At 71.1% G+C, this 15,574-nt stretch carries 14 protein-coding genes and 1 pseudogene; 8 read left to right on the forward strand and 7 right to left on the reverse strand.

All coding sequences use genetic code 11. The annotated features are described in order from the left end of the window. The first annotated feature begins 394 nt into the window (after positions 1-394). Positions 395-1,027, forward strand: a complete 633-nt coding sequence (locus B079_RS0110315; RefSeq protein WP_018545720.1) for a uridine kinase — start codon at positions 395-397, stop codon at positions 1,025-1,027. Between the two features lie 21 nt (positions 1,028-1,048). On the opposite strand, the gene B079_RS0110320 is transcribed toward B079_RS0110315, so the two are convergent. Continuing rightward, positions 1,049-2,176: a magnesium and cobalt transport protein CorA gene (locus B079_RS0110320; protein ID WP_018545721.1), complete on the reverse strand. Its 1,128-nt coding sequence runs from the start codon at positions 2,174-2,176 to the stop codon at positions 1,049-1,051. A 179-nt stretch (positions 2,177-2,355) separates the two neighbouring features. Between B079_RS0110320 and B079_RS33795 the strand changes: the two are divergent. Then, positions 2,356-3,178, forward strand: a pseudogene (locus tag B079_RS33795) (methyltransferase domain-containing protein). 4 nt (positions 3,179-3,182) lie between these two features. On the opposite strand, the gene B079_RS0110335 reads toward B079_RS33795, so the two are convergent. The 4 genes from B079_RS0110335 to B079_RS0110350 form a co-directional block, all read right to left on the reverse strand. Further along, entirely contained in the window at positions 3,183-4,196 is a 1,014-nt protein-coding gene (locus B079_RS0110335; protein WP_018545724.1) for a carbohydrate kinase family protein, read from the reverse strand. Then, entirely contained in the window at positions 4,181-5,089 is a 909-nt protein-coding gene (locus tag B079_RS0110340) for a pseudouridine-5'-phosphate glycosidase (RefSeq protein ID WP_018545725.1), read from the reverse strand. Before B079_RS0110340 ends, B079_RS0110335 begins: the two co-directional genes overlap by 16 nt. A 150-nt stretch (positions 5,090-5,239) precedes the next feature. After that, entirely contained in the window at positions 5,240-5,794 is a 555-nt protein-coding gene (locus B079_RS0110345) for a methylated-DNA--[protein]-cysteine S-methyltransferase (protein ID WP_018545726.1), read from the reverse strand. Positions 5,795-5,834: 40 nt separating this feature from the next. Continuing rightward, positions 5,835-6,707, reverse strand: coding sequence for a glycerophosphodiester phosphodiesterase (locus tag B079_RS0110350; protein ID WP_018545727.1), 873 nt, complete (start codon positions 6,705-6,707; stop codon positions 5,835-5,837). A gap of 281 nt (positions 6,708-6,988) precedes the next feature. Here B079_RS0110350 and B079_RS0110355 point away from each other — a divergent pair, with 281 nt between their 5' ends. The 6 genes from B079_RS0110355 (at position 6,989) to aroQ (ending at position 13,834) form a co-directional block, all read left to right on the forward strand. Beyond that, on the forward strand, positions 6,989-7,867 hold the full coding sequence (locus B079_RS0110355; RefSeq protein WP_018545728.1) for an MHYT domain-containing protein: 879 nt from the start codon (positions 6,989-6,991) through the stop codon (positions 7,865-7,867). Positions 7,868-7,907: 40 nt separating this feature from the next. Beyond that, entirely contained in the window at positions 7,908-10,076 is a 2,169-nt protein-coding gene (gene uvrB / locus B079_RS0110360) for an excinuclease ABC subunit UvrB (protein ID WP_018545729.1), read from the forward strand. A gap of 157 nt (positions 10,077-10,233) precedes the next feature. Further along, on the forward strand, positions 10,234-10,812 hold the full coding sequence (locus B079_RS0110365; RefSeq protein WP_018545730.1) for a TerD family protein: 579 nt from the start codon (positions 10,234-10,236) through the stop codon (positions 10,810-10,812). A gap of 248 nt (positions 10,813-11,060) precedes the next feature. Next, positions 11,061-12,074: a TerC family protein gene (locus tag B079_RS0110370; protein WP_026248550.1), complete on the forward strand. Its 1,014-nt coding sequence runs from the start codon at positions 11,061-11,063 to the stop codon at positions 12,072-12,074. 99 nt (positions 12,075-12,173) lie between these two features. Beyond that, positions 12,174-13,274 carry a calcium:proton antiporter gene (locus tag B079_RS0110375; protein ID WP_018545732.1) on the forward strand — a complete coding sequence of 367 codons (1,101 nt, stop codon included), beginning with the start codon at positions 12,174-12,176 and terminating at the stop codon, positions 13,272-13,274. 86 nt (positions 13,275-13,360) lie between these two features. Continuing rightward, positions 13,361-13,834: a type II 3-dehydroquinate dehydratase gene (aroQ, locus tag B079_RS0110380; protein ID WP_018545733.1), complete on the forward strand. Its 474-nt coding sequence runs from the start codon at positions 13,361-13,363 to the stop codon at positions 13,832-13,834. Positions 13,835-14,017: 183 nt separating this feature from the next. On the opposite strand, the gene B079_RS0110385 is transcribed toward aroQ, so the two are convergent. Together B079_RS0110385 and B079_RS0110390 are read right to left on the reverse strand one after the other, a co-directional pair. Then, positions 14,018-14,674 (reverse strand): MBL fold metallo-hydrolase, encoded by a 657-nt coding sequence (locus B079_RS0110385; protein WP_018545734.1) that lies wholly within the window; start codon positions 14,672-14,674, stop codon positions 14,018-14,020. Positions 14,675-14,733: 59 nt separating this feature from the next. Beyond that, positions 14,734-15,423, reverse strand: coding sequence for a maleylpyruvate isomerase family mycothiol-dependent enzyme (locus B079_RS0110390; RefSeq protein WP_018545735.1), 690 nt, complete (start codon positions 15,421-15,423; stop codon positions 14,734-14,736). Between the last annotated feature and the right edge of the window lie 151 nt (positions 15,424-15,574).

A 15,574-nucleotide genomic window follows, 5' to 3' on the forward strand; every position in this document is an offset into this window, starting at 1 on the left:
GGAGTGGCTGGACTACGACGAGGGTGCCGGGGTTGTCGGCGTTGTCGGGGGAGGGGGGTCCGTCTGGGGAGGCGAGCGCGCCGGGGGAGGCGAGCCCTTCGGGGGCACCGTGGGCGACCCCCTCGGGCGAACCGGAGGGCGGAGGAGCGGCGGGGCGTGCCATACGCGGTTCATTCCCCGTGGCGGCGCCCCCGTCCCGTGCCGGACCACCCGGAATTCGGCCGTACCACCGAGGAACCGCCCGCCCCGTGCGGTCCGGCTCGGCCTCCGCCCGGCAGCCATCCGGCTCGCCTCCGGCAGCCACCCTGCCCGCCTCTGACAGCCAACTTGCCCGGCAGCCCTCGTCCGGCAGTCGCCCCGCCCCCCGTCCGGCAGGACCCGGCATCATGGCCCCGTGCGACTTGAAGCGATCACCTGGGAGCGGTTGGCGGAGCGGCTTGCCGAGCGGATCGTCGGGCTGGAGCCCGCTGACGGGGGTGACTGGACGCGGGTGGGGTTCGACGGGGCGTCGGCGGCGCGGCCGGGGGATCTTGCGGAGCGGGTCGCGGGGGCGTTGCGGGTGCGGGGGCGGCCTTCGCTCGTCGTGGGGACCGAGGGCTTTCTGCGTCCAGCCTCGCTGCGTCTCGAACACGGGCGGCGCGACGAGGAGTCGTACTACAGCGGCTGGTTCGACACGGGCGCGCTGTGGCGCGAGGTCTTCGGGCCGCTGGACCCCGGTGGCGACGGGCGGGTGCTGCCGGACCTGTGGGACGCGGACACCGACCGTGCCACCCGCAGCCCGTACGTCCGACTACCGCCCGGTGCGGTGCTGTTGACGCATGGTCCCCTCCTTCTGCGGCACTGGTTCCCCTTCGATCTGACGGTCCACCTCCTTCTCTCTCCGGGCGCCCTGCGCCGCCGCACCCCCGAGGACGACCACTGGACGCTCCCCGCCTTCGCCCGCTACGAGGCGGAGACCGACCCGGTCGGCACGGCCGACGTCCTGGTGCGCGCCGACGATCCGCGCCACCCGGCCTGGAACGGCTGAGCGCCGGAAACCCGGCAGGCGTCAGAGCCAGCCGTTGCGCCGGAAGCCCCGGTAGACCACGGCACAGAACAGCACGGTCACGGACATGACGAGCGGATAGCCGAACCGCCAGTCCAGCTCCGGCATGTGCTTGAAATTCATGCCGTACACACCGCACACCATCGTCGGCACGGCGATCACCGCCGCCCAGGCCGTGATCTTCCGCATGTCCTCGTTCTGCGCGACCGTCACCTGCGCCAGATGCGCCTGGAGGATCGAGTTGAGCAGTTCGTCGAACGCGGCGATCTGGTCCCTGGCCCGTATCAGATGGTCCAGCACGTCCCGGAAGTACGCCTGGATCTCCGGGTCCACCACGCGTATCGGCCGGGTCGCCAGATCCTCCAGCGGCCGGCCGAGCGGCACCACCGCCCGCTTCAGCTCCAGGAGTTCACGCTTCAGCTGGTAGATGCGGCCGGGGTCGGTCCGCGCGCCGTTCTCCGCGAACACGTCCGTCTCGACCAGGTCGATGTCCGCCTGCACCGCGTCCGTGACGTTCAGATACTCGTCCACCACATGGTCCGCGATCGCGTACAACACCGCCGCCGGGCCCTGCGCCAGCTGCTCCGGCCGCGCCTCCAGCTCCTCCCGCAGAGGCCCGAGCGAGCCGTGCCGTCCGTGCCGCACGGTGACGACGAAGTCCTCGCCGAGGAACACCATGATCTCGCCGGTGTCCACGACCTCGCTGGTCGCCGTCAGCTGCTCGTGCTCCACGTAACAGACCGTTTTGAAGACCGCGAACAGCGTCTCTCCGTACCGCTCCAGCTTCGGCCGCTGATGGGCCTCCACCGCGTCCTCCACCGCCAGCGGATGCAGGTCGAACAGCTCGGCGATGCCCGCGAACTCCTGGGCCGTCGGCTCGTGCAGCCCCAGCCAGACGAAGCCCTCCCCGCTCTTGCGGACCGTCCGCACCGCGTCCACCAGATCGGTGGCGCCGGACACCCGGACACCGTCCTGGTACGTCACGCAGTTGACCACCGAGGAGCCCAGGGGCGACCTGGCCGGGTGGCTCAGGTCGACCCGGGGACGCCGTCTGGCCAGCCGCGCCACCCTGCGCAGACCGCCGGCCTTGCCCAGCCCCGTGACCTTCCGCAGATTGCCCGCCATGGTCATCTGGATCTCCTTGCCCTGGATCTCCTCACGTGACGCTTTCGCGCCGTGCCCGGCCAGTGTGCCAGTCCTGCCACGAGCGCGGAGAAGCCTGTGGGAAGGGGGAGTTCCGCTTTGTTCCCGCCTGTGGACAACGGGACGTCGACGGAGGTGGAGCAGGCTGTTGCTGGAATGATCACGACATGACGCGACCCGACGGATACCTTCTGGACAACCGCCAGACGGAGGCGCAGGAACGCTTCGACGCCTTCGCCTCCCTCTTCGACCCCACCACCTTCCGCCACCTCGAACGCCTCGGCATCGGCCCCGGCCAGCGCTGCTGGGAGGTCGGCGCGGGCGGCACCTCCGTCGTGTCCTGGCTGGCCAGGAAGGTCGGCCCCACCGGCGAGGTCGTCGCCACCGACATCGACACCACCCGCCTCACCGCCGCGGCCCGGCCACCGGTCCGGGTCCTCGTCCACGACGTGAGCACCGAGGAGCCGCCCGGGCAGCGCTTCGACCTGGTGCACGCCCGGCTGGTCCTCGTCCACGTCCCCGACCGGGAACGGGCGTTGCGCTCGATGATCGACGCGCTGAAGCCGGGCGGCCAGCTGCTCGTCGAGGACGCCGACCCCGCCCTGCATCGTCGAGGACGCCGACCCCGCCCTGCAACCCCTGCTCTGCCCCGACGAGTACGGCCCCGAGCAGGAGCTGGCGAACCGGCTGCGCCAGGGCTTCCGCACCCTGCTCGCCGGGCGCGGCGCCGACCTCTCCTACGGCCGCAAGCTCCCGCGCCTGCTCCGCGACGCCGGACTGCGCGAGGTCGAGGCCGACGCGTACTTCCCCGTCACCTCACCCGCCTGCACCGCCCTGGAGTCCGCCACCGTCCGGCAGATCCGGGACCGGCTCGTCGCGGCGGGGATCGCCACCGACGAGGAGATCGACCGGCATCTGGCCCATGTGGAGGCGGGCGGCATGGACCTCGCCACGGCCCCGATGATCTCGGCATGGGGCCGCAAGGCCTGACACCTCACACACCGGGCGCGGGCGCTGTGGGGTCAGGCCGGTACGCCTCGTACCTCCCGGGTGCGGTCGTGTCCGCCGTACCCGAACGCGTACCCGGCCCCGGACGCGGCGGCCGACCGCCCACCCGCTCCACCGCCCGCGCCCCGGCCCCGCACCCCCGCTCCGCCGCCGCCTCGACGGACGCGCCCGCGCCGAGCGCGGCGAGGAACGCACCGGTGAACGCGTCACCTGCGCCCGTGGTGTCCCGAGGCGTCGCCGGTACGGCGGGTATCCGCGCCCGCACCGCCCCCGACCGGGCCACCAGCGCCCCGTCCGCCCCCGACTTGGCCACCACGACCGGCACCACCCCGCTCAACTCGGCCGCCGCGTCCGCCCAGTCGGTCCGGCCGGTCAGCAGACACGCCTCGTCCCGGCTGGGCAGCAGTACGTCGAGCCCCCGAGCGAAGGCGAGGAACCGGTCCACGCCGAGTTCCGCGAGGAAGCCCGCCGAGGCCGGGTCGAGGCTGACCGGCACCCCACGCGCGCGTGCCGCGGCGAGCGCCACCCGCGCCAGCGCCCGGCTCGACTCCGCGAACAGCAGATAACCCGACAGATGCAGTCGGCCGACGCCGTCGAGCAACGTGTCCGACCAGTCGGCGGGTTCGATCCGCAACGAGGCGCCACTGCACGTGAGGAACGTGCGCTCGGCCGCCGCCCCCGAGTCGACCAGGCAGATCACGGTGCCGGTCGGCGCCGCCGGATCAACCACCAGGTGGGGCCGCACCCCAGCCGCGCGCAGCTCCCGTTCGTGCCACCGCGCCGCGTCCGCGCCGACCCGCCCGAGCAGCCGTACGTCGGCACAGCCCGTGTGGGCGGCCCAGCAAGCCACGTTGGCGCCCGCGCCGCCCGGCAGCGTGCGGATCACGGCGGCGGTGTCGGTGCCGGTCGCGAGCGGCCCCGGATGCCGGGCCACGACATCGGTGATCACATCACCGACGACCAGGAGACCGCCCGCAGGGCCGGTCACTTCCCGGCCCACGCCAGGGCGATCCGCGCCGCCAGCCGCACATTGCCGCGCACCGCCGCCAAGTTGGCCCGCAGCGACGCCCCGTCCGTGTGCCGGACCAGATAGCCCAGCAGGAACGGTGTGACCGCTTGACCGGTGACGCCCTCCCGCTCACAGGCGTCCAGCGCTTCCGCGAGCACGCGCGCGTGCAGCCCGGGATCGAGCTGCCGCTCCGGCGGGACCGGGTTGGCGACGAGCAGCGCCGACTCCTGCCCGCCGAGGGCGTCCTGGGCCCGCATCACCTCGGCCACCTGCTCCGGGCCGTCGAGCGTCCAGTCCACCGGGAAGCCCGAGTCCGACAGATAGAAGCCGGGGAACCGGTCCGTGCGGTAACCGGCGACGCTCACGCCCAGCGTCTCCAGGCGCTCCAGGGTCGCCGGTACGTCCAGGACCGACTTCACGCCCGCGCACACCACGGTGATCCGGGTGCGGGCCAGCAGGCCCAGGTCCGCCGACTCGTCCTGGGTGAGCGTCCACTGCCGGTGCACCCCGCCCAGACCTCCGGTGGCGAAGACCCGGATGCCCGCCAGGGCCGCGAGCCGGGCCGTCGCCGACACCGTGGTGGCACCGCTCGCCCCGGTGGCGACCGCCAGGGGCAGATCGCGGTGGCTCAGCTTCCTGATCCCGTCCTCACCCGCGACCCGCTCCAGCTCGTCCTTGGTGAGGCCGATGCGGGGGCGCCCGTCCAGCACGGCGACGGTCGCGGGCACGGCGCCCTCCCGGCGCACCGTGTCCTCCAGCTCCAGACCGACCCGCAGATTGTCCGGGCGGGGCAGACCGTGCGCGATGATCGTGGACTCCAGCGCCACCACGGGCCGTCCGGCCGACATCGCCTCCCGGACTTCCTCCGACATCACCAGCACCATGTGCCCGCCTCCCGTCAGTCGGTCCCACTCCCTTTCTGGCGGGCGAGGCGCCCGGCTAAACAGAACCGGGGTGCCGGGCTGGTCGGAGCGCCGCGTGCCGGGCCGGAGCGAACCCCGCGTGCGAACCGGAGGGAACCGCGTGCCGGTCCGTCAGAACAGCGGCTCAGGCAGCACGCCCTCCAGCGCGAGCAACTGCCGCTTGGTCTCCAGACCGCCCCCGAAACCCCCGATGCCGCCGTCGCTCTCCACCACCCGGTGACACGGCACCACCACGGGCAGCGGGTTGGCGCCCATCGCCGCGCCCACCGCCTGCGCCCCGCCCGGCTGGCCGACCCGGCCCGCGAGATCGCCGTAGCCCACCACCGTGCCGTAGGGGACGCCGGAGGCCAGCTCGCGCAGCACCTCCCGGTTGAAGCCGGAGATCAGCGACCAGTCCAGCGGCAGGTCGAAGTCGCGGCGCTCACCCGCGAGATACGCCTCCACCTGCCGTATCGCCTCCACCAGCAGCGGGGCGTCCGGGTCCTCGACGGGCTCGGCGCCGAGCCGGGCCGTCAGCCGCTCGCGGACGCGCTCGCTGATCGCGTCCGTGGCGTGGAAGACGACGTTGACCAGTCCCTGACGGGTCGCCGCCAGCATCAGCGGGCCGATGCCGGTGTCCACGACGGTCCACACGACCCGCTGCTCGTCCTGCCCATGGCTGTCCATGCGCCCACCGTACGACCCGGCACTGACAACGCCCCCGGGTTCACTCCGCGCGCAGCGCCGTGCGCACCACGTCGGGCTTGTTGGTGATGATGCCGTTCACGCCGTACGCCCTGACCTTGCGGGCGGTGGCCGCGTCGTTGACCGTCCAGGCGAAGACCCGCAGCGGCTTGCCGTGCGCTCCGGTGAAGGCGTGCACGGTGGAGACGTAGCTGGTGGAGAGGGTGCCGTGGGAGGGGTTGATCAGGTCGACGTAGCGGGCGTAGCCGCCGATCCTGGACACCGCCGGGCGACCCAGCAGGGCGGTGGTGACGGCGGGCTTGAGCCGGTGCACCGTGCGCACGCTGCCCGCGCTGAAGCTCTGCACGATCAGCCGCTTCAGATGCGCCCGGTCCAGCCAGCCCTCGTTGCCCAGGGTCTTCAGGATCTGCTGCTCGATGCCCGGGTACAGCTCGGGGTTCTTGACCTCCAGGAGCAGACTCTCGTGGTTGCGCTCGACACGGCGCATGTACTGCTCCAGCGTCGGCACGCGCGTGCCCGCGTACGCGGAGGAGTACCAACTGCCCGCGTCCAGGCGGGCGATCTCGGCGGCGGTGAAGTCCTTCACCTTCCAGGGCGCGCGGCGCGGGAAGACCTTCTCGACGTTGGTGGTGCGGGCCAGGTTGTCGTCGTGGATGACGACCAGGCGGCCGTCCTTGGTGCGCTGCACGTCGTTCTCGACCCAGGTGAAGCCGAGCTTCGCGGCCTTGTCGATGGAGGCCAGTGTGTTCTCGGGAGCGTACGCGGAGGCACCCCGGTGAGCGATCACCGTGGGCTGGGTCACGGACCGGGCCGGCCGCGCGTCGGAGGCGGGGGCCAGCAGGACCGCCGTTCCCAGGGCCGCGGTGGCCACGGTGGCGACTGCGTGCGCGTGCATGCGTACTCCTCACGTCCAGCGAACACCGACAGCACCAGAGTGACAGCAGAGCGTCAACGGCACGCGGGCGCGGGACGGCCACGGGATGAACGGGGTGGGCCAACCGCGCACACCTCTGCCGCACAAGTGGGGTGAGGCCGTGATTCTTTGCCGGATAATCATTCGACCATTCCGGTGGCGGTCATACTCTCTGCGTCAACCCCGACCGCCTGCCGCGGTCCTGGGCCAGGGGAGTGTTCCGGGAGTTCCGGATACACGTTTGGGCGGAAGGGCAGCCGCGGATGCGAGGCACGGTCGACGGGTTCGACTACGGGGTCGCCACCCCTCTTGTGGGCTACCTGATGGCATGCCTCGGCGGTGCCCTCGGGTTGCGCTGTGTGGCCCGGTCCCTGCTGGTCACCCGCGTGTGGCGGCCCATGTGGCTGGCGCTCGGGTCGGTCGCGATCGGCTCCGGCATCTGGACCATGCACTTCATCGCCATGATGGGTTTCTCCATCGACGAGGCGCCGCTCCGCTTCGACGGCCCCATGACGTGGGCGAGCCTCGGACTCGCCGTCGTCATGGTGGGCGTCGGAATCTTCATCGTCGGTTACCGGGGCACCGACCGCACCTCGCTCGTCACCGGCGGCACGATCACCGGTCTGGGCGTCGCCTCAATGCACTACCTCGGCATGGCGGCGGTCCGCTTCGGCGGACACTTCACCTACAACACGCTCACCGTGACCGCCTCCGTCGTCATCGCGGTGGCGGCGGCGACCGCCGCCCTGTGGGCCGCCGTACGCGTCCGGGGCCTGGTGGGCAGCGTCGGCGCGAGCCTCGTCCTGGGCCTCGCCGTCACCGGCATGCACTACACCGGGATGGCCGCCCTCGGCGTCCACCTGCACCACGCCGCGCACACGACCCCGCCCGGCGCGCCCGCCGCGGCCCTCGTGCCGATCCTCGTCGGACCGCTCGCCCTGCTGCTCCTCGTCGGCGTCGTCGTCATGGTCGACCCGCTCATGGTCAAGGGCGCTCAGAACCGCCCGGCCGTCGAGTCCAAACCGGGCGTCCCGGCCGCCACCATCGCCTCCCACCAGCACCTTCGCCCGCCGCGCCGGGCCGGCCGCCAGCCCGTCGGCCACGCCGGGGCCCAGGGCTCCCGGGCCCCGCACGGCCACTGACCCCGGCCCGTTGTCAGTGGGGGGTCGTACGGTGGATGACATGCGGCCCGTTTCCCAGATCGAACGCACGGTGGCGCCCTTCGAGGTCGTCAGCCCCTACCAGCCCAGCGGTGACCAGCCGGCGGCCATCGCCGACCTGGCCAAGCGCATCGAGGCCGGTGAGAAGGACGTCGTCCTGCTCGGCGCGACCGGCACCGGCAAGTCCGCCACCACGGCGTGGATGATCGAGAAGCTTCAGCGCCCCACCCTGGTGATGGCGCCGAACAAGACGCTCGCCGCCCAGCTGGCCAACGAGTTCCGCGAACTCCTGCCGAACAACGCGGTCGAATACTTCGTCTCGTACTACGACTACTACCAGCCCGAGGCGTACGTCCCGCAGTCGGACACCTACATCGAGAAGGACTCCTCGATCAACGAGGAGGTCGAGCGCCTGCGCCACTCGGCGACGAACTCCCTGCTCACCCGCCGTGACGTGATCGTGGTCGCCTCCGTGTCCTGCATCTACGGCCTCGGTACCCCGCAGGAGTACGTGGACCGCATGGTCCCGCTGCGCGTGGGCGACGAGATCGACCGCGACGAGCTGCTGCGCCGCTTCGTCGACATCCAGTACACGCGCAACGACATGGCCTTCACCCGAGGCACCTTCCGCGTGCGCGGCGACACCATCGAGATCTTCCCGGTCTACGAGGAGCTGGCCGTCCGCATCGAGATGTTCGGCGACGAGATCGAGGCGCTGTCCACGCTCCACCCGGTCACCGGCGAGATCATCACCGACGACCAGCAGCTCTACGTCTTCCCCGCCTCGCACTACATCGCGGGCCCGGAGCGGCTGGAGCGGGCGGTCAACGACATCGAGAAGGAGCTGGGCGAGCGGCTGACCGAGCTGGAGAAGCAGGGCAAGCTCCTGGAGGCCCAGCGGCTGCGGATGCGCACCACCTACGACATCGAGATGCTGCGCCAGATCGGCAGTTGCTCCGGCGTGGAGAACTACTCGATGCACTTCGACGGACGCCTCCCCGGCTCCGCGCCCAACACCCTGCTGGACTACTTCCCGGACGACTTCCTGCTCGTCATCGACGAGTCCCACGTCACGGTCCCGCAGATCGGCGCGATGTACGAGGGCGACGCCTCCCGCAAGCGCACCCTGGTCGACCACGGCTTCCGGCTGCCCTCCGCGCTGGACAACCGCCCGCTGAAGTGGGAGGAGTTCCAGAAGCGCGTCGGCCAGACCGTCTATCTGTCCGCCACCCCGGGCGCCTACGAGCTCTCACGCGGCGACGGCGTCGTGGAGCAGATCATCCGCCCGACCGGACTGGTCGACCCCGAGGTCGTGGTGAAGCCCACCGAGGGCCAGATCGACGACCTGGTGCACGAGATCCGCGAGCGCACCGAGAAGGACGAGCGCGTCCTGGTGACCACCCTCACCAAGAAGATGGCCGAGGACCTCACCGACTACTTCCTGGAACTCGGCATCCAGGTGCGCTACCTGCACAGCGACGTGGACACCCTGCGCCGCGTGGAGCTGCTGCGCGAGCTGCGCGCCGGTGAGTACGACGTCCTGGTCGGCATCAACCTCCTGCGTGAGGGCCTGGACCTGCCCGAGGTGTCCCTCGTGGCCATCCTGGACGCCGACAAGGAGGGCTTCCTGCGCTCGGGGACCTCGCTGATCCAGACCATCGGCCGCGCGGCGCGCAACGTCTCCGGCCAGGTCCACATGTACGCCGACAAGATCACCCCGGCGATGGCGAAGGCCATCGACGAGACCAACCGGCGCCGCGAGAAGCAGATCGCCTACAACAAGGCCAACGGCATCGACCCGCAGCCGCTGCGCAAGAAGATCAACGACATCGTCGCGCAGATCGCCCGCGAAGAGGTGGATACCGAGCAGCTGCTCGGCTCGGGCTACCGCAAGCAGAAGGACGGCAAGCCGGCCAAGGCACCGGTGCCCTCGCTCGGCGGCAAGGCGGGCAAGAACGCCGGGGACGCCGACACCAAGACCGCGAAGTCCACGAAGACCGCGCGGGGCAAGGCCGCCGTCGCGCCGACCGACCGCCCGGCGGCCGAGCTGGCGGAGCAGATCGAGGAGATGACCGAGCGGATGCGCGCCGCCGCCGCGGAGCTGAAGTTCGAGATCGCCGCCCGGCTGCGCGACGAGGTCTCCGAGATGAAGAAGGAACTGCGCCAGATGCGGGAGGCGGGCCTCGCCTGACCCTCCCGTACACCTCTGGACCCCGCCCGCGCGCGGTGTGTTGCAACACCGACACAAAGCACGGGGCGGGGTTCGGCACGCTCGGTGCCCCTGCGTAGGGTTCCTGACAACCGCGTGAGACGCGGCAACAGGGGAAACGCCGAGAGGGGAATCAGCCGTGACCGTCAACTTGTCCAAGGGCCAGGCCATCAGTCTGGAGAAGCAGGACGGGGCCAGCCTGACGGCGGTCCGCATGGGTCTCGGCTGGCAGGCGGCCAAGCGGCGGGGCCTGTTCGGCTCGCGCACCCGCGAGATCGACCTGGACGCCTCGGCGGTGCTCTTCGCCGAGAAGCAGCCCGTCGACGTCGTCTTCTTCCGCCATCTGGTGAGCGACGACGGCTCCGTCCGGCACACCGGGGACAACCTGGTCGGCGGTGTCGGGCACGGCGGGGACGACGAGGCCATCCTGGTGGACCTCCAGCGCGTCCCGGCCCACGTCGACCAGATCGTGTTCACGGTGAACTCGTTCTCGGGCCAGACCTTCCAGGAGGTGGAGAACGCCTTCTGCCGCCTGGTCGACGAGACCAACGGCCAGGAGCTGGCCCGCTACACGCTGGCGGGCGGCGGCGCGTACACGGCCCAGATCATGGCCAAGGTCCACCGCGCGGGCCAGGGCTGGAAGCTGACCGCGCTCGGCGAGCCCGCCCGGGGCCGCACCTTCCAGGACCTGATGCCGACGATCCTGCCGCATCTGTAAAGGGGATGATCAAGTAACAGTAAAGCGGCTCTGACCTGCGAACTTGGTCTTTATTTTACCTTTCTCTTTACTGTTCCTTGGTTATTGGGGTACTGTCGTCCGTACGGAGGGGAGTACTCCTCAGTGCGACGTGCCCGTCAGTACGGACCCGAGCGGTCCCGGGGCGTCGGCCCGTCTCCCGGGTGGAAGAGACCTCCGGCAGCAGCGACAAGCTGATGTGTTTGCCGTTACCCCATGCCGGAGGTGCAGTGGAAGTCTCTGTGACCCTTTGGGTCCTCACCATCGCGGGCCTCGCCGCGCTGATCGCCGTCGATTTCTTCATCGGCCGCAAGCCGCACGAGGTCTCCATCAAGGAAGCGGGCATCTGGACGGCCGTCTGGATCGCCCTGGCCGGACTCTTCGGCCTCGGGCTGTTCGTCTTCGGCGGCGGACGCCCGGCCGGAGAGTTCTTCGCCGGTTTCATCACCGAGAAGTCGCTGAGCGTCGACAACCTCTTCGTCTTCGTCCTGATCATGGCGAAGTTCGCCGTCCCCGCGCGGTACCAGCAGCGCGTGCTGCTCGTCGGCGTGCTCATCGCCCTGGTCCTGCGCGCGATCTTCATCGCCGCCGGAGCCGCGATCCTCGCCAGCTTCTCCTGGGTGTTCTACCTCTTCGGCGCCTTCCTGATCTGGACCGCCTGGAAGCTCGTCCAGGACGCCCGGAACAGCCACGAGGACGAGGAGTACGAGGAGAACAAGCTGCTGAAGGCGGCCGAGCGCAGGTTCGGCGTGGCCGACCGCTACCACGGCACCAAGCTGTGGATCCAGCAGAACGGCAAGCGGGTCATGACCCCGATGCTGGTCGTGATGCTGGCCATCGGCACCACCGACGTGCTCTTCGCGCTGGACTCCATCCCCGCGATCTTCGGCCTGACCCAGGACCCGTACATCGTCTTCACGGCCAACGCCTTCGCCCTGATGGGCCTGCGGCAGCTGTACTTCCTCATCGGCGGCCTGCTGAGCAAGCTGGTGCACCTGTCCTACGGCCTGTCGATCATCCTCGGCTTCATCGGCGTCAAGCTGGTGCTGCACGCCCTGCACGAGTCCGGGGTCCATGTCCCGGAGATCAGCATCCCGGTCTCCCTGGGCGTGATCTGCGGTGTCCTGATCGTCACCACGGTCACCAGCCTGCTGGCGACCCGGAAGCAGGCGGCCCTGGACGCGGCCGACGGCAAGGGCGGTAAGGGCGGCAAGGACCCGGCGAAGGCCGACGTGGACGCCTGACGCCCGGAGCGGCACCGGGTGCGGCACCGGAGCCGCACCCGGGGCGATGCTCGGCAGAGACGGAATGCGAAGATCCTCCGCCTCTGCCACCATCGCTGCATGATCACTCGGCTCAGGTCGCTCGCCGCACGGTGGACGTTCCTCGTGCCGGTGCTCGCGGTCGTCCTGCTGGCCCTCACCTGGGGGCGCGAGCTGCCCGCCGGGCTCGTCGCGCTGATCACCCTGGTGCTCGCCGGGTCCGTCCTCGCGGCCGTGCACCACGCGGAGGTCGTCGCCCACCGGGTGGGCGAGCCCTTCGGCTCCCTGGTGCTGGCCGTCGCCGTGACGATCATCGAGGTGGCGCTGATCGTCACCCTGATGATCGACGGCGGTGAGAAGGGCGCCACACTGGCCCGGGACACCGTCTTCGCCGCCGTGATGATCACCTGCAACGGCATCCTCGGACTCTGCCTCCTGGTCGCCTCGCTGCACCACGGCACGGCGGTGTTCAACTCCGAGGGCGCCGGAGCGGCCCTCGCGACGGTGGCGACCCTGGCCACGCTCAGCCTCGTGCTGCCGACGTTCACGAGCAGCAAGCCCGGGCCCGAGTTCTCCAGCGTGCAGCTGTCGTTCGCCGCGCTGTCCTCGCTCGTCCTCTACGGCCTGTTCGTGGCCACCCAGACCGTGCGGCACCGCGACTACTTCCTGCCGGTCACCCGGGAGGGCGAGATCATCACCGCCGGCCGGCACGCCGAGCCCCCGACCGCCCGCCGCGCCTGGTTCAGCCTCGGCCTGCTCGGCCTCGCCCTGGTGGGCGTGGTCGGACTGGCCAAGGGGGTGTCGCCCACCATCGAGTCCGCCGTGGAGCGGGCGGGCCTGCACCACGCGGTCGTCGGCGTGATCATCGCCCTGCTCGTGCTGCTGCCCGAGACGATCGCCGCCCTGCGCGCGGCCCGCCGCGACCGCGTCCAGACCAGCCTCAACCTGGCGCTCGGCTCCGCCATGGCCAGCATCGGCCTGACCATCCCCGCCGTCGCCCTGGCCTCCTTCTGGCTGCCCGGCCCGCTCGTGCTGGGCCTCGGCTCCACCCATATGCTGCTGCTCGCGCTGACCGTGATCGTCGGCACCCTCACGGTCGTACCGGGCCGCGCCACCCCGCTCCAGGGCGGCGTCCACCTGGTCGTCTTCGCGGCCTACCTGGAGCTGGCGATCAACCCGTAGCCGTCCGGCACCGCCCGAAGCCGCCGTGATAGACCGGTCCGACGAGCGGTCGTGGAACACCGCACCCTTACGGACCCGGAGGAACCGTGCCCCGCACCCTGGCCAGCGCCCCGATCATGATCCTCAACGGGCCCAATCTGAACCTCCTCGGCCAGCGGCAGCCCGAGATCTACGGCAAGGACACGCTCGCCGATGTGGAGGCGATGTGCGTCGCGGCGGCGGCCCGCTACGGCGGCACCGTGGACTTCCGGCAGTCCAACCACGAGGGCGAACTCGTGGACTGGATCCACGAGGCCCGGCTCGGCCACGCCGGGATCGTCATCAACCCCGGCGCCTACTCCCACACCTCGGTCGCGATCCTGGACGCGCTCAACACCTGCGACGGCATGCCCGTCGTGGAGGTGCACATCTCCAACATCCACCAGCGCGAGTCGTTCCGGCACCACTCCTACGTCTCGCTGCGCGCCGACGGCGTCATCGCGGGCTGCGGAGTGCAGGGCTACGTCTTCGCGGTCGAGCGGGTGGCCACGCTGGCCGGAGCGGCGCGGGCGGACGCCTAGGTCTTTCGTTTGGATCAGGCTGGATCAGGGAGCGGGGTCTGGCACCGTGCATCGCAAGGCGGAGGAGGGCGTCATGGCGGAGCCATGGCAACCGACGACAACGCGGCGAGGCGCGGTGCCAGACCCCGCGAGCCCGGCCTGATCCAAACGAGAGGCCCTAGGCGAGCGAGCCCGGCCGCCGTCTCACCAGCCGCGCGCGTGCCACTCCGGCAGGTGCGGGCGCTCGGCGCCCAGGGTGGTGTCGTCGCCGTGGCCGGGGTAGACCCAGGTCTCGTCGGGCAGCACGTCGAAGATCTTCGTCTCCACGTCGTGGATGAGGCTCGCGAACGCCTCGGGGTCCTGGTGCGTGTTGCCGACGCCGCCCGGGAAGAGGCAGTCGCCGGTGAAGACGTGCGGGTGGCCGTGCGGGTCGTCGTAGACCAGGGCGATGGAGCCCGGGGTGTGGCCGACGAGGTGGCGTGCGGTGAGTTCCACCTGTCCCACGCGGATGACGTCGCCGTCGTCCACCAGGACGTCCGTGGTGACCGGGATGCCGGGGGCGTCCTCGCGGCCCGCGTAGGTGCGCGCGCCCGTGGCCGCCGCGACGTCGGCGAGGGCCTGCCAGTGGTCGCCGTGCTGGTGGGTGGTGACGACGGACGCGACGCCGTCGTCACCGATCATGCCGAGGAGCGAGGGCGCGTCGTCGGCCGCGTCGATCAGCAGTTGCTCGTCGGTGGCCCGGCAGCGCAGCAGATAGGCGTTGTTGTTCATCGGGCCGACCGCGATCTTCGTGATCATCAGGTCTTTCAGCTCGTGCACGTCGGCCGGTCCGCCGACCTTGACCTCGCCGCTGTACGTCATGGTGATCAGCCTATAGCGGGGAGCGGCGGGCGGGTCGCCCATGGGGAGGAGCCGCGAAGTCAGAGCGGGGGCAGCGCGGGCAGCGTGCCGCCCCGTACCGTCAGCGCGGAGCCGTCGCGGCGGCCGGCGAGCCAGCCCAGCAGCTCGGCGGCCGGTCCCTCGACCGTGACCGGACCGTCCGGGGCGCCGCCGCCGGTCGTCCACGTTCGTCCCGCCTCGGAGATCAGCACCGTCGCGGGGACGTCCGGGTGCCCCGCGAACCGCTCCGTGAGGAAGTCGGTCTCCCGCTCGGTGAACTCCGCCGGAAGGTTCTCCAGCTCGTAGCCGGTGCCGAGGTCCACGTGGTGCAGCTCGACCTCGGCCCACCGCCGGAACGGCACCCGGGCCGCGAGGTCGGTCACACCGTTGCGCAGCTCCACGGTGCGGCTCCGGTCCGCCGGGGCCCCGGCCGTGCGCCGGAACCGGTCCGCGCTCGTGCGCAGGTCGTCGAGCTGGGCGGCGGGCGGGCGCGGGGCGTCCCGCTCGATGTCGGCGTCGCGGGTCGCGGCGTCGGCGTACATGGGGCGGCCTTCGAGGACGTTCACGAGGGCGTCGGCGTTGCGGGAGAGATGGGCGAGGACGTGTCCGCGGCTCCAGCCCGGAAGCCGTGACGGCTCGGCCAGTGACGCGTTGTCCAGTCCGGCGGCAGCGTTCAGGAGCCGTTCCGTCGCCGCGTGTACACATGCCAGGTCATGAGCATCGTCGATCATGCGCCGAACCCTAGCCCCGCCACTCCTTCGGGTGAAGGTGGCGGACTTGGCCCGGTAATCGAAAGCGCGTGCTATATCGTCGTGAGTGGCGTCGGGCATGTTCAAGGCCCCGAGGTTGTTATGCAACCGGGAAATCCGACCGGCGTTGTCA

The sequence above is a fragment of the Streptomyces sp. LaPpAH-108 genome, assembly GCF_000373625.1.
Lineage (GTDB): Bacteria > Actinomycetota > Actinomycetes > Streptomycetales > Streptomycetaceae > Streptomyces.

Coding starts and splice junctions, on each gene's coding strand:
- B079_RS0110355 (WP_018545728.1), top strand. CDS start 6,989: ATGCGAGGCACGGTCGACGGGTTCGACTACGGGGTCGCCACCCCTCTT.
- B079_RS0110375 (WP_018545732.1), top strand. CDS start 12,174: ATGATCACTCGGCTCAGGTCGCTCGCCGCACGGTGGACGTTCCTCGTG.
- B079_RS0110385 (WP_018545734.1), bottom strand. CDS start 14,674: ATGACGTACAGCGGCGAGGTCAAGGTCGGCGGACCGGCCGACGTGCAC.
- B079_RS0110345 (WP_018545726.1), bottom strand. CDS start 5,794: ATGGACAGCCATGGGCAGGACGAGCAGCGGGTCGTGTGGACCGTCGTG.
- B079_RS0110350 (WP_018545727.1), bottom strand. CDS start 6,707: ATGCACGCGCACGCAGTCGCCACCGTGGCCACCGCGGCCCTGGGAACG.
- B079_RS0110390 (WP_018545735.1), bottom strand. CDS start 15,423: ATGATCGACGATGCTCATGACCTGGCATGTGTACACGCGGCGACGGAA.
- uvrB (WP_018545729.1), top strand. CDS start 7,908: ATGCGGCCCGTTTCCCAGATCGAACGCACGGTGGCGCCCTTCGAGGTC.
- B079_RS0110320 (WP_018545721.1), bottom strand. CDS start 2,176: ATGACCATGGCGGGCAATCTGCGGAAGGTCACGGGGCTGGGCAAGGCC.
- B079_RS0110340 (WP_018545725.1), bottom strand. CDS start 5,089: ATGGTGCTGGTGATGTCGGAGGAAGTCCGGGAGGCGATGTCGGCCGGA.